This is a genomic window from Nitrosomonas sp. (assembly GCF_043753625.1).
GTDB lineage: Bacteria > Pseudomonadota > Gammaproteobacteria > Burkholderiales > Nitrosomonadaceae > Nitrosomonas.
On sequence record NZ_JAYUWI010000143.1, the window covers coordinates 14,441 to 27,602 of the forward strand.

Genomic DNA, 13,162 nt, shown 5'->3' on the forward strand with positions numbered 1-13,162 from the left:
AGATAAACATATTCATTCTAGCAAATTTTCGATGCTAGCAAAACTGAAACATATAGCTGCCTAATTGCGCAGTTCTGATTCTTCAATAGTTTGTGATTTAATCCATATACATCCCGCCGTTGACATGGAGTGTGGTGCCTGTAATATAGCCCGCCGCGGACGAAGCTAAAAATGCCACTGCTGAAGCGACTTCTTCAGGGCGCCCTAATCTTCCCAAAGGAACATGCTGAATTAAGTTTTGTTGAAGTCCATCAGCCAGTGCGCGTGTCATGTCCGTGTCAATAAAACCAGGAGCAACACAGTTTACAGTAATATTGCGACTGCCAACTTCACGTGCCAATGATTTACTAAAACCAAATATGCCTGCTTTGGCGGCAGCATAGTTTGTTTGTCCCATATTTCCCATTGCGCCGACAACAGAGGAAATATTAATGATGCGGCCGTAACGGGCTTTCATCATGGCACGGAGGACTGCGCGACTTAACCGGAACACTGATTTTAAATCAGTTTCTATGATTTCATCCCATTCTTCATCTTTCATGCGCACTAACAGGTTATCGCGCGTGACTCCGGCATTATTGACCAAAATTTCCACTTCACCAAATTTTTCGCGAATGATTTGAATCGTATTGTTAATTTGCTCGGTATCATTCACATTCAGAGTGATACCTATGCCTTTGATGCCGGCTTTCTCCAAATATTGATTAATCGTGTTTGCGCCGCTTTCAGTGGTCGCTGTACCAATCACTATTGCACCCAGCTGACCGAGCTTAAGCGCGATCGCTTGTCCAATTCCCCGGCTGGCGCCTGTTACTAAAGTTATTTTATTTTCCAAAATCATACCCTCATGAATAGAGCCATGACTGTTCGTAGCAAATGTTCATTGTCGCTATATTATCCTTAAATCATTAACAGCTTGTTTGATTGTTTCACTGTTTGCCAGTGACAGCTGCTGTAAATTTTGATCGATGCGTTTGTTTAGCCCGGCCAATACCTTTCCCGGCCCGCATTCGACGACATGGGTTATACCGGCAGCGGCAAAAGCTCGAATTGTATCTACCCAGCGTACCGAGCTGATAAGCTGTTGAACCAAAATTTTCTTAATACCTGCGGTATCGGAATGTGGTTTTACATCGGCGTTATGCAGAATCGGGATTTTAGGAGGGTGCAGCATTACTTGCTCTAGTTGCTGTTGCATACTTTCGGCTGCTGGTCTCATCAGTGAGCAATGCGAAGGGATGCTCATGGGCAACATGATGGCACGTTTTGCTCCTTTTGATTTAGCCATTTCAATTCCTTGCAGGATTGCATTCTTGTGCCCGGCAATTACTATCTGACCCGGTGAATTAAAATTGGCCGGTTCAAGAGATTCTTCTTTACCTTGGTTTGTGATGTCATGACATATTGTTTCAACAATTTCGTCATCTAATCCGAGGATAGCCGCCATGCCACCCACACCTTCCGGTACAGCCTGTTGCATAGCTTGCGCGCGGAAGCGCACCAGTGATAATGCATCAGCAAAACTCAGCGCTTCGGCTGCGACCAATGCTGTGTATTCGCCCAGGCTATGTCCGGCCAGGAATGCCGGTTTGCCGCCTTCTAAACTAGTCCATGCGCGATATACAGCCACTCCTGCAGTTAACATGAGCGGTTGTGTATTGATGGTGAAGTTGAGGTCATCCGCCGGTCCATTATTCACCATAGACCAGAAGTCCTGATTGAGGATGTCGGATGCTTCCTGAAAGGTTTCCTGAACGATGGGTAAATCCGTATACCCATTCATCATTCCAACGGATTGCGACCCTTGACCTGGAAATACAAATGCAAATTTCATAAATCACCAGCGCAGTAATACTGCTCCCCATGTGAATCCACCGCCAACACCCTCCAATAGGATCAGTTGATCGGACTGGATGCGTCCGTCACGTACCGCCATGTCGAGCGCGAGCGGTATGGAAGCCGCAGAAGTGTTGCCATGTTTGTCTACAGCTACCACTACTTTGTCCATGGGTAATCCCAGTTTCTTTGCTGTTGATTGAATGATGCGGATATTGGCTTGATGAGGAATCAACCAATCAATATCCGTAGTCTGTAAGTCATTTTGGGATACAGCCTCTTGCACCACTTCTTCCAGAACTTTGACAGCGAATTTAAAAACGGTATTGCCTTCCATGTTAATGTAGGGCGTGCCTTGTACTTTTCCACGGCTGATACAACCCGGCGCTGATAAGATATTACTATAGCTGCCATTGGCGTGAAGGTGGGTGGATAAAATGCCCGGTTGGTCGCTTTGCGAAAGCACTACTGCACCGGCGCCATCACCAAATAAAACGCAAGTGCTGCGATCGCTCCAGTCAAGTATTTTAGAATAAATTTCGCTGCCGACTACTAAAGCATTCCGGCATTTACCAGAACTCACGAACATGTCGGCGGTCGCTAGCGCATAGACAAAGCCACTGCAGACGGCTTGGACATCAAATGCCGGGCAATTTTCTATACCCAGTTTGTTTTGCAGAATACAGGCAGTACTTGGAAAAATCATGTCCGGAGTCGTGGTGGCGACAATGATGAGATCGATATCTTTATTGGTTACACCAGCAGCTTTCATGGCATTCTGGCACGCGTAGAATGCCAAGTCGCTGGCTACCTGATCCTCGCTGGCAATATGCCGCTGTGTAATGCCTGTGCGAGTTCGTATCCATTCATCACTGGTGTCCACCATGCGTTCCAGATCAAGGTTGGTGAGAATTTTTTCTGGTAAATAACTACCTGTTCCAGTGATTCTTGAATACATTATTTTATAATTTCTTTTGAAGAGATCTGAGAATGCCGGGAAAACTCGGCTACCCGCTCACTAATATGTCGCAACATCCCGCCACGTACTTCTTCAGCGGCGCGTTTTATGGCAAAGCCAAACGCATATTTATCTGCAGAACCATGACTTTTAATCACAATGCCGCGCAAACCCAGAAAACTGGCGCCATTGTAGCGGCGATGGTCGACGCGGCGTTTAAAGGAATTGATAACCGGCATTGCAATGACACCAGCCAGTTTGGTGAGTAAATTGCGCCTGAACTCTTCGCGCAGATAAGTTGCCAGCATTTGTGCCAGACCTTCTGAAGTTTTTAGGGTGATATTGCCAACAAATCCATCACAAACCACGACATCCGTGGTTCCTTTGTAAATGTCATTGCCTTCAACATTACCATAAAAATTAAGCCCGCTATTGCGCAGTAGTTCAGCCGCTTGTTTAACTATTTCATTGCCCTTGATTTCCTCTTCACCAATATTGAGCAAGCCAACGCTTGGAGATGCCTTATTTTCCACCGAGGATACCAGCGAAGCGCCCATGAGACCAAACTGAAACAAGTGCTCCGCTGTGCAGTCGACGTTGGCACCTAAATCCAATACATACGTGTGACCGGTGATAGTGGGTAATATGACAGCAAGTGCCGGGCGGTCAACACCCGGGATTGTTTTTAATACAAACCGGGAAGTTGCTAGCAATGCGCCCGTATTTCCAGCGCTGATACAAGCTTGTGCTTCACCCGTTTTAACGAGATTAATGGAAACGCGCATTGAAGAGTCTTTCTTACTTCGCAGGGCGACGGCAGGGGATTCATCCATGCTGACAACCTCACTCGCTGGATGTAATCGAATTCTCGGACCAAATTCAGAATTTGCTGCGCGTAACTCTGCCGTAATAGCATCAGGAATGCCGACTAGAATAATATTGGCTTCAGGATCGCTGCGCAAATATTCAACCGCTGATGGAACTGTTACATGGGGGCCATGATCACCACCCATACAGTCTATTGCTACAGTAATATCCAATTTCAGTGCTCTTGTGGCTGGGAGAAACTATATATTTATACGGCTTGTAGCAATAGATATGATGTTTAATCGTTTTTGGTTTTAACAACTTTCTTGCCACGATAATATCCATTAGGACTAATATGGTGACGTAAATGAATCTCTCCAGTACTCGATTCGACAGCTAATGGCGGATTAGTCAGAAAATCATGCGAGCGATGCATGCCGCGTTTCGAAGGGGATTTTTTATTTTGTTGGACTGCCATGTGAATAACTCCTTGAACTCAATTTGTTTTTTTTAATGCCAATAGCGCTGCAAAAGGGTGCGCTGATTGCTTGTTGGTCAGATTTTCTTTGGTTGATTCTAATTCCTGTACGCTGCATTCACCATCTGTATGCCATGATGAGATCGGTAAACTGAGAATGATTTCGTCCTCAATTAGACTGACTACATCCATATCAGGTGTTGCTAAAATCGCATCGGCGGTATCGTCTTCGTCAGCCTGATCCAATTCCGCTTCAGTCTTCGCCAGTACCAAGCATGTCTGCAAATCAACCATATGCGATAATTTTCCTAGACAACGCTGGCAGCTAAGATGTATTTTACCTTTAATCTCCAAATGCAGGCCGGGTTTTTCATGCTTGTCAAACTGACCACTGATTTGGTAGATTAGCTCTCCTTCTTTATCAAATAGAAAATCATGCAAACGCACAAGTGCATCCACCGGGATTTTACCATGATGTATGCCCGCATTCTGTACAAAATCTAAGGGGTCTATCACAAAGCTTACAGACATAAGGCGCGCATGTTATATTTTTTACTCTTAAGTGTCAAAAAATCAGAAGGAAATTTTGAAAACACAAAACGTTACCCCGAAAGTAATATTGGGATCAAGCTCGATTTATCGCAAGGAATTGCTTCAACGCCTGCAAATTCCATTTGAAACAACCAGCCCTCAGATTAATGAAACACCGTTATCCAATGAATCGCCCGAAGAAACTGCTGCACGATTGGCGGAAGCAAAAGCACGTGCAGTTGCTAAAATTCACCCGCAAGCTCTCATTATAGGCTCTGACCAAGTGGCGGCATTGGGAGATTTTCGCCTTGGGAAGCCATTGAATCATACCAATGCAACCGAACAACTAAGACAAGTCCGGGGTAAGGAAGTTGTGTTTTACACGGCTTTATGTCTCCTGAATAGTTTTACAGATCGGCTGCAAATGCGCGTTATTCCTTATCATGTGAAATTCCGGCAATTCAGTGATCAACAAATTGAGAATTATCTGCTTAAAGAACAACCTTACCATTGTGCGGGTAGTGCAAAATCTGAAGGGCTTGGCATTGCATTGATTGAGCAGATGACTGGAGATGATCCGAACGGACTAATTGGATTGCCGCTCATTGCTTTGGTTGACATGCTAGCTCAAGAAGGAATGGAAGTCATTTGAAAATGGAGTTTGTTACAGAAGCTTTTGAATTGCAAATATGTTAATAATGTGGAATCATTATACATTGAGTGAAACTTTCACTTATTATACATCAGGCCCCTATGCGGAATTACTCTACTTATCCGGTCATCCTTATGCTGATTATCAGCATATTGACGAATGGACTGAGTTTATCGTTCAGAGGGGAAGTATTTGCGCACGAGCTGGATCATATCCGCCAGGTGCTATCGTCTGATCCCGCGACACATCTGGAATTGCATCGGAATAATATATCCTGGGAAGGTGTTGATTTGGATGCGGCAACGCATTTATGTCTGCACTCAGCGGGGCAGTATCAACCTTTTTTCTTTAATTCTTTTCCTCTGATACCTGATCAGATCGTCACAGAAGTTTTAACCGTATTTATTTCCGCTATTATTCCTGAAACAATTCCAGAACTCCCGCTTCGGCCTCCTCGCAACATCTCTCTAAGCTAGATTTTTAAATTGTGTTGTTTTTGGATCGTTTCTTCGATCCATAGCATCGCAAAAACAGGACATTCAATCTCGGCGAATAACCTGTTTTGATAGGCTTAAGCAATGCGGAGGATTTCTATGAAATTAAGCGACCTGTTGATAGCATTACGCTATTTGGTAGCACCAAAATTATGGGTCATGCTGCTGGGTTCTATTCTCTTACTGAGTTTCTCAGTTCAGATAAAGAACGCCGGTGCTGATTCTTTTAACAAACTGTCTAGCGGGAAAAATGATTATCTGGCTGATTCGGTAAATAGCGATGATAAAAATGATCTTACTTTACGTGACGCAATTAGTCTTGTACTGCTTCAAAATCCGGAATTGGCAGCTTTTTCCAAGGAAATGCGTGCGTTGGAAGGGGCAACACTGCAGGCTGGTTTGCTGAGAAATCCGGAACTGTCAGTAAACGTTGAGAATATCGGAAATATACAAAAACTGAGTGGCGATATCAATTCAGCTCATGCGGTAGCGCAGGAAGTAGTTCAGCAGCTCACGACCATCCGGATTGGGCAATTAATTGAACTGGGTGGAAAACGCGCGGCTCGGGTTAATGCTGCGCTACTGGGTGAAGATCTGGCCGCCAAGGATTATGAAATCCGGCGGGTGGAAATTATTGCCAGAGTGGCCAATGTGTATACGGAAGTGCTCGCTGCGCAAGAGCGGCTCAGGCTTGCTGGAGAAACCCGGCAAGTTGCACAAAACGTGGTTAATAGCGTGACCGAACGTGTGCAAGGCGGGAAAGTGGCGCCTATCGAAGAAACCAGAGTCAAGGTGGGATTGTCGACTACGCGTATTGAATATGAACAAGCGCAACGGGATTTAATATCAGCTCGCAGGCGACTGGCGCTGCTATGGGACAACTCCTCTCCGCGATTCAATAGAGCTTTAGGGAATCTTGAAATATTGATTCCCCCTCCTAGTTTCCAAATGCTAGAGGAGCGTGTATTAAATAACCCAATGGCGCTACGTGCGATGAAGAATATTGAACAACGTAAAGCGTTGCTGGAAGTAGAGCAAACCCGCCGCATCCCTAACCTCACCATTAACGCAGGCGTTGTGCATCATGCACTACTGGGTGGTAACACGGCTGTGGCTAGCGTAATGGTCCCATTGCCGTTATTCGATCGTAATCAAGGAAATATCAAAGATGCTTATCAGCGCGTGGACAAAGCCGTCGATGAGCAAGCCGCGATGGAATTACGGTTGAAGACTGAGCTCACGCAATCTTATGAAATGATGTCAGCGGTATGGAATGAAATTAATATATTGCGTGACGAGGTATTGCCCGGCGCTAAGAGTGCCTTTCATGTGATGCGCAGGGGCTATGAATTGGGGAAATTTGGTTTGCTGGAGTTGCTGGATGCGCAGCGTGTTTTATTTCAGAATCAAGTGCTCTATGTACGTGCACTGGCAAACTATCAGCGCCTGGTGAATGACATCGAGCGCCTGATTGCAGGACCTATCGATAGTGTTAAGCCGAATCATGAAATTAACATACGCCAACCGTAGCGGCGGGGGAAAGGTTAAGGATTAAATGATGAATAAAGCGCGATGGATGCCAATCCTGATTGTGATTGCCATAGGGATTGTAGCAGGTGGGTTGATTCTAACGCTGGATAAGCCTTCTACGGTGCCAGCAGATGCGGTGAACGCCAACACCAATGAAAAATTAGCTGAAAATCAACCGGGTATTGGACCAAGAGGCGGTAAGTTATTCACCGATAGTGATTTTAGCGTGGAGCTGACTATTTTTGAGAAAGGCGTGCCGCCACAGTTCCGGATTTATTTGTATGAAAAGGGTAAGTTGTTGCCGCCAACTGTTGCCAATCTCGCAATTACATTATCCCGGCTGGGAGCACCCGCACAATTGTTCAAATTTGCTCCCGAAGCGGATTATCTGCTGGGAGACCAAGTAGTGGAAGAGCCGCATTCATTTGATATTGCCATTGCAACGGAACGCAATGGCAAAGTAATGCGTTGGAGTTACAGTCAGATTGAGGGGCGGGTGGAAATTCCGGATGAAATGCTGAAAAGCATGGGCGTTGCGCTTTTGACCGCAGGGCCAGCTACCATTAAACCGAAACTCAAACTGCCGGGTGAAGTGACATTCAACGAACACACCATAGTGCGGGTAGTGCCGCGGGTTGCTGGCATGGTGACTTCTGTTCAAGGCCATCATGGTCAGCACGTGAAAAAGGGCGATGTGCTGGCGGTTCTCGAAAGTCCGATGCTGGCGGATTTACGCAGCCAGTATTATGTTGCCAAGAAGCGGCTGGGATTGACAAGGGCTACCTACGAGCGCGAGAAACAATTATGGGAAGAAAAGATTAGTGCTAAGCAGGATTTTCTTTTGGCGCAGGAGTTATGGAATGAAGCAGAAATTGCACTGGAATTGGCTGCTACGAAGTTGATTGCACTGGGTGTGCAACCGGAATCCAATCATTCAAAGATAACTATTTCGCGTTATGAAATACGTTCCCCGATTTCCGGAATCATTATTGCCAAAGCCATCGCACTGGGTGAAGCAGTCAAAGAAGACCGGGAAATTTATACCGTCGCGGATGTATCCACTGTGTGGACGGCTATTACGGTTTATCCAAAAGATCTGAATGTGGTCAAGGAGGGTCAGAAAGTAGCAGTGAAAGCGACTGCTTACGATGTGGAAAGCGAAGGAACTATTACCTATATTTCGACGTTAATCGGCGGGCAAACCCGTACCGCAACAGCCCGAGTCGAGTTGGATAATCAAGCAGGCAAATGGCGCCCCGGTATGTTTGTGAATGCCGAATTGGTAGCGGAAGAAATCCAGGTTCCTGTGGCTGTTTCAGTCGCTGCTATTCAAACGCTGCGGGATTGGTCAGTGGTATTTGGTCGTTATGATCGATTTTTCGAAGTTCGTCCTTTGGAACTGGGGCGTAATGATGGCGAAATGGTTGAGGTGCTGAAGGGATTGACTTCCGGAGAGCAATACGCGGGCGGTAACAGTTTTGCCATAAAGGCTGAACTGGGTAAAGCAGGCGCAAGTCACGACCATTAAACCGATGATCTAATCGAGGCTGACCATCATGTTCGAACGCATTCTACATATTTCCATTTATCAGCGCGCTATCGTGCTGATGGCCGTGATGATGATGGCAATCATCGGCGGTTACAGCTATCAGAAATTGCCCATTGATGCGGTGCCTGATATCACCAATGTGCAGGTTCAAATCAATACCAACGCGCCGGGTTATTCACCGATAGAGGCGGAGCAACGCATCACGTTTCCGATCGAAACCATCATGGCGGGTTTGCCCCATCTGGACTATACCCGCTCGATTTCACGCTATGGCCTGTCACAGGTCACGGTGATTTTCAAGGACGGCACCGATGTTTATTTTGCCCGTCAGCAGGTCAGTCAACGCATCCAAGAGGCGAAAGGCCGGTTACCCGTAGGCATTGAGCCGATGATGGGGCCTATTTCCACAGGCTTGGGTGAAATTTTCATGTGGACTGTCGATGCCAAGCCAGGTGCAAAAAAACTGGATGGCTCGGAATATACAACAACCGATTTACGCGAAATTCAGGATTGGGTCATCAGGCCGCAGTTGCGCATGGTTAAAGGTGTGACAGAAATTAACACTCTAGGTGGTTTTGTTAAACAGTTTCATGTGGTGCCGTGCCCGGAGAAAATGATTTCTTTCGGGTTGGGATTAGCCGATCTGGTAACTGCCTTGGAGCGTAATAACCTGAATGTGGGCGCTGGTTATATTGAAAAAAGCGGCGAACAGTATCTGGTTCGTGTACCGGGGCAAATCGCTAATCTGAATGAAATCGGCAACATTATCCTGGGTTCCAGGCAAGGAACGCCGATCCGTGTCAAGGATGTCGCGGATATTCTGATCGGCAAGGAATTACGTACCGGCGCTGCCACGCAGAACGGCAAAGAAGTTGTGCTGGGAACGGTGCATATGCTGATAGGGGAAAATAGCCGACTCGTGGCTCAAGCGGCCGCCAAGAAATTAGAAGAGATTAATCGCAATTTACCGGAAGGCATCGTCACAACACCGGTGTATGACCGTACCACTTTGGTGGAAAAAACCATTCATACGGTGGCGAAAAATCTGTTGGAAGGCGCAGCACTGGTGATTGTGGTCTTGCTGTTGTTTCTCGGTAACATGCGCGCGGCACTGATTGCCGCGTTTGTGATTCCGTTGTCGATGCTGTTTACGTTCACCGGCATGGTGACCAATCATGTCAGCGCCAACCTGATGAGTCTGGGGGCGATTGATTTTGGCATTATCGTGGATGGCGCGATTGTCATTGTCGAGAACAGTATCCGCAGGCTGGCGCATGAGCAAATGCGGCTAGGGCGGGAATTGACGCTCACTGAACGTCTTGAGCTCGTATTTGATGCCTCCAGAGAAGCGCGACGGGTACTGATCTACGGTGAGTTGATCATTATTATCGTCTACTTACCCATTTTTGCATTGACGAGTGTCGAAGGAAAGATGTTCCATCCGATGGCGCTCACGGTTGTGACTGCGTTGATTGCGGCAATGATTCTCTCCCTGACCTTTGTTCCGGCAGCGATTGCATTCTTTCTGTCCGGTAAAGTGAAAGAGACGGAAAGCCCGGTAATGGCATGGGCCAAAAAAGCCTATGTGCCGATATTGACGGCAACCATGAAACACCGCGAGCTCACCGTGACGATTGCTGTCGTTATTGTCATATTGTCAGGTTTATTGACGACGCGTGTCGGCAGTGAGTTTGTTCCCAGCTTGAACGAAGGCGATATCGCGCTGCATGCCATCCGCATTCCGGGCACCAGTTTGACCACAGCGATTGAAATGCAGAATGAGTTAGAAGAGGCGATAAAAAGATTTCCTGAAGTCGACAGAGTGTTCTCCAAAATCGGCACTGCCGAGATTGCCACGGACCCCATGCCGCCGAGTGTTGCAGATGTTTTTATTATCCTCAAACCGCAATCGGAATGGCCAGGCCCGCATCACACCAAAGCAGAGTTAGTTGCCGCCATGGAACAGGTTGTACGCAAGGTTCCGGGTAATAACTACGAATTTACCCAGCCAATACAAATGCGCTTTAATGAACTGCTTTCCGGTGTGCGTGCCGATGTCGCCGTCAAAGTATTTGGCGATGATATGGATACCCTGCTGGCTTTAGGCGAAGCCATAGAAAAGCAGCTTAAAACCGTTCCCGGTGCGGCGGATGTGAGAACAGAACAAATTACCGGTTTACCGGTTCTTTCCATCCAGATGGATCGTGCAAAAATGGCGCGCTATGGCCTGAATGGTCGTGATGTGCAAGATGTCGTCGCCATGTCGGTGGGCGGCAGGAGTACCGGGATGATTTTTGAAGGCGACCGGCGCTTTGATCTGCAAATCCGCTTGCCGGAGCATTTGCGGGCCGATATTGAAGCGCTGAAACGGCTACCCATCAGCGTTCCGATGCAAAGTGTGACATTGGCTGCCAATGCACCGCAAGCTGCACAAGCAGCCCAACCGGCTGTGCCGGTTTTTGTCACTCTGGGAGAAGTGGCCAACTTCGAGATCACTCAGGGCCCCAATCAAGTCAGCCGGGAAAATGGTAAGCGCAGGATCGTGATTACCGCCAATGTGCGTGGTCGTGATCTGGGTTCATTCGTCCATGAAGCCGAACAACTGATCGCAAAAAAAGTACCGATCCCACTGGGATACTGGACAACCTGGGGCGGCCAGTTTGAACAAATGATTTCCGCAGCACAGCGTCTCCAGATCGTGATACCAGTCGCACTCGGTTTGATTTTTATTCTGCTGTACACGATGTTCGGTAACGTGCGCGATGGGCTGCTCATGTTCACCGGCGTTCCCTTTGCCTTAACCGGCGGCATCTTCGCTTTATGGTTACGTGATATTCCATTGTCCATCTCAGCCGGGGTCGGATTTATCGCGCTATCCGGCGTAGCGGTGCTGAACGGTTTGGTGATGCTGGCATTTATCCGCGGATTGAGAGAAAAAGAGGGACTATCTTTGGATGATGCGATTCAAACCGGTGCGCTAACTCGATTACGTCCAGTGCTGATGACGGCACTGGTGGCATCGATCGGTTTTCTACCGATGGCGCTGGCTACCGGTACCGGCGCAGAAGTGCAGCGGCCTCTGGCTACGGTGGTGATCGGCGGGATTTTATCGTCGACGGCATTGACGCTGCTGGTGTTGCCGGTGTTGTATCGGATTGTGCATGGGCGTGATCGCAGAAGTGTCTAGATCATGTTTTTTGTGCGAATTGTATTTCCTAATGGCTCTGACCCATTTTATTTGCTTTTATTCTTTGGACCATGAAAACTGAATACGACTTGTCGAAAATAAAATCCCGCAAAAATCCTTATGCTGTCAAGCTGAAAAGATCTGTCACGATGCGGTTAAGCGAAGATGTTATTGATTGTTTCAAACAAATGGCGGATGAAAAAGGTATCCCATATCAGAGCCTGATAAATCTTTATCTGCGAGACTGTGTATCAAGCCATAGCGGAGTTTAAGGGGTCAGACCCCTTTATTTTTTAACCTACAAATCAAACACGACAGTTAAAGCATCTTTAATAGAATCGATATACTGATTTTCCAGTTTTCCTTGTTTTTTGCCAATTCTTGAAACATCAACAGCGCGTAATTGCTTGAGATTGATATGACGGTTTTTATCCAAACCGTTTTCTTGGGTTGGTTCCAGGTTTACAGCAAAAGGCCAGGGTTTATGGTTCGGTAGCAGCGGAGCAACAATCAGTGTTCTGGATTGAATATTCACAAGATCGCCTTGAACAATCACGCATGGTCTAAGTTTCTTGGTTTCTGCGCCTTTTGCCGGTTCAAGATCAATCCAGTGAATATCCAGTTGTTTGAATTCAGTCATTGGTCAGACCATCGGATAAGGTGCTTTCCCATGACTGCAATTCTTCCTGATAGTCTGTATCTTCGGCCTCTTCCTGATTTGCTTTGATTAATGCTTGCTTGAGAGAATTGTTGCGTTCCTGCCTCAAGAGTTCATTGATGTAAGCGCTACGGTTATCACCGGCAACATGATTAAGAAATGCAAAAACTTCATCATCCAGCGTGATGGTGGTTCGATGTGTCATAATTAAACTCACACTTACGTGAAAACAATCTGATCATACGAAGAAGTATGATCGTTGTCCAGTAAGACAGGATATGTTAGTGTAAAAAGTTCGGTAGGATGTGCCGACCGCAAGGAGGCGAATCCTACCGAACTATTCTTTGAGGATAACCCGCTTATAATATTAAAGGGCACTTCTAAAAATCCAAATTTCGTCACAACACTTTGTTGCTCACAAAAAATGTTTCCTTACATATCAATTATATGCTGCGTCACCATTTTTTGCTCGCGCCTCGTTT

At 46.7% G+C, this 13,162-nt stretch carries 14 protein-coding genes; 6 read left to right on the forward strand and 8 right to left on the reverse strand.

The features are described 5' to 3' along the window. Positions 1-97: 97 nt before the first annotated feature. The 6 genes from fabG to ACH10T_RS12215 form a co-directional block, all read right to left on the reverse strand. A complete protein-coding gene (fabG, locus tag ACH10T_RS12190) occupies positions 98-841 on the reverse strand; it encodes a 3-oxoacyl-ACP reductase FabG (protein ID WP_394809539.1) in 744 nt (247 codons plus the stop codon). Positions 842-889: 48 nt separating this feature from the next. Continuing rightward, positions 890-1,834 (reverse strand): ACP S-malonyltransferase, encoded by a 945-nt coding sequence (gene fabD / locus ACH10T_RS12195; protein ID WP_394809540.1) that lies wholly within the window; start codon positions 1,832-1,834, stop codon positions 890-892. A gap of 3 nt (positions 1,835-1,837) precedes the next feature. Next, positions 1,838-2,794: a beta-ketoacyl-ACP synthase III gene (locus ACH10T_RS12200; RefSeq protein ID WP_394809541.1), complete on the reverse strand. Its 957-nt coding sequence runs from the start codon at positions 2,792-2,794 to the stop codon at positions 1,838-1,840. Next, positions 2,794-3,834, reverse strand: a complete 1,041-nt coding sequence (gene plsX, locus ACH10T_RS12205; protein WP_394809542.1) for a phosphate acyltransferase PlsX — start codon at positions 3,832-3,834, stop codon at positions 2,794-2,796. Before plsX ends, ACH10T_RS12200 begins: the two co-directional genes overlap by 1 nt. 65 nt (positions 3,835-3,899) lie before the next feature. Beyond that, positions 3,900-4,079 carry a 50S ribosomal protein L32 gene (gene rpmF / locus ACH10T_RS12210; RefSeq protein ID WP_013967086.1) on the reverse strand — a complete coding sequence of 60 codons (180 nt, stop codon included), beginning with the start codon at positions 4,077-4,079 and terminating at the stop codon, positions 3,900-3,902. Between the two features lie 18 nt (positions 4,080-4,097). Then, positions 4,098-4,610: a YceD family protein gene (locus ACH10T_RS12215; RefSeq protein WP_394809543.1), complete on the reverse strand. Its 513-nt coding sequence runs from the start codon at positions 4,608-4,610 to the stop codon at positions 4,098-4,100. A 55-nt stretch (positions 4,611-4,665) separates the two neighbouring features. Here ACH10T_RS12215 and ACH10T_RS12220 point away from each other — a divergent pair, with 55 nt between their 5' ends. The 6 genes from ACH10T_RS12220 (at position 4,666) to ACH10T_RS12245 (ending at position 12,294) form a co-directional block, all read left to right on the forward strand. After that, on the forward strand, positions 4,666-5,262 hold the full coding sequence (locus ACH10T_RS12220; protein WP_394809544.1) for a Maf family protein: 597 nt from the start codon (positions 4,666-4,668) through the stop codon (positions 5,260-5,262). A 101-nt stretch (positions 5,263-5,363) separates the two neighbouring features. After that, complete coding sequence (locus tag ACH10T_RS12225) at positions 5,364-5,738, forward strand: hypothetical protein (protein WP_394809545.1); 375 nt, start codon at positions 5,364-5,366, stop codon at positions 5,736-5,738. 117 nt (positions 5,739-5,855) lie between these two features. Then, the gene (locus ACH10T_RS12230; RefSeq protein WP_394809546.1) at positions 5,856-7,286 is read left to right on the forward strand and encodes a TolC family protein; all 1,431 of its coding nucleotides are present in this window, start codon (positions 5,856-5,858) and stop codon (positions 7,284-7,286) included. A gap of 28 nt (positions 7,287-7,314) precedes the next feature. Then, positions 7,315-8,814, forward strand: a complete 1,500-nt coding sequence (locus ACH10T_RS12235; protein ID WP_394809547.1) for an efflux RND transporter periplasmic adaptor subunit — start codon at positions 7,315-7,317, stop codon at positions 8,812-8,814. A gap of 28 nt (positions 8,815-8,842) precedes the next feature. After that, positions 8,843-12,022, forward strand: coding sequence for an efflux RND transporter permease subunit (locus tag ACH10T_RS12240; RefSeq protein ID WP_394809548.1), 3,180 nt, complete (start codon positions 8,843-8,845; stop codon positions 12,020-12,022). Between the two features lie 71 nt (positions 12,023-12,093). Then, entirely contained in the window at positions 12,094-12,294 is a 201-nt protein-coding gene (locus tag ACH10T_RS12245) for a CopG family antitoxin (protein ID WP_394809549.1), read from the forward strand. Positions 12,295-12,320: 26 nt separating this feature from the next. Here ACH10T_RS12245 and ACH10T_RS12250 read toward each other — a convergent pair whose 3' ends face one another. Both ACH10T_RS12250 and ACH10T_RS12255 read right to left on the reverse strand, forming a co-directional pair. Beyond that, positions 12,321-12,662 carry a type II toxin-antitoxin system PemK/MazF family toxin gene (locus ACH10T_RS12250; protein WP_394809550.1) on the reverse strand — a complete coding sequence of 114 codons (342 nt, stop codon included), beginning with the start codon at positions 12,660-12,662 and terminating at the stop codon, positions 12,321-12,323. Continuing rightward, a complete protein-coding gene (locus ACH10T_RS12255) occupies positions 12,655-12,885 on the reverse strand; it encodes a CopG family transcriptional regulator (protein ID WP_394809551.1) in 231 nt (76 codons plus the stop codon). Before ACH10T_RS12255 ends, ACH10T_RS12250 begins: the two co-directional genes overlap by 8 nt. Between the last annotated feature and the right edge of the window lie 277 nt (positions 12,886-13,162).

Coding starts and splice junctions, on each gene's coding strand:
- fabG (WP_394809539.1), bottom strand. CDS start 841: ATGATTTTGGAAAATAAAATAACTTTAGTAACAGGCGCCAGCCGGGGA.
- fabD (WP_394809540.1), bottom strand. CDS start 1,834: ATGAAATTTGCATTTGTATTTCCAGGTCAAGGGTCGCAATCCGTTGGA.
- ACH10T_RS12200 (WP_394809541.1), bottom strand. CDS start 2,794: ATGTATTCAAGAATCACTGGAACAGGTAGTTATTTACCAGAAAAAATT.
- rpmF (WP_013967086.1), bottom strand. CDS start 4,079: ATGGCAGTCCAACAAAATAAAAAATCCCCTTCGAAACGCGGCATGCAT.
- ACH10T_RS12215 (WP_394809543.1), bottom strand. CDS start 4,610: ATGTCTGTAAGCTTTGTGATAGACCCCTTAGATTTTGTACAGAATGCG.
- ACH10T_RS12225 (WP_394809545.1), top strand. CDS start 5,364: ATGCGGAATTACTCTACTTATCCGGTCATCCTTATGCTGATTATCAGC.
- ACH10T_RS12230 (WP_394809546.1), top strand. CDS start 5,856: ATGAAATTAAGCGACCTGTTGATAGCATTACGCTATTTGGTAGCACCA.
- ACH10T_RS12235 (WP_394809547.1), top strand. CDS start 7,315: ATGAATAAAGCGCGATGGATGCCAATCCTGATTGTGATTGCCATAGGG.
- ACH10T_RS12240 (WP_394809548.1), top strand. CDS start 8,843: ATGTTCGAACGCATTCTACATATTTCCATTTATCAGCGCGCTATCGTG.
- ACH10T_RS12245 (WP_394809549.1), top strand. CDS start 12,094: ATGAAAACTGAATACGACTTGTCGAAAATAAAATCCCGCAAAAATCCT.
- ACH10T_RS12250 (WP_394809550.1), bottom strand. CDS start 12,662: ATGACTGAATTCAAACAACTGGATATTCACTGGATTGATCTTGAACCG.
- ACH10T_RS12255 (WP_394809551.1), bottom strand. CDS start 12,885: ATGACACATCGAACCACCATCACGCTGGATGATGAAGTTTTTGCATTT.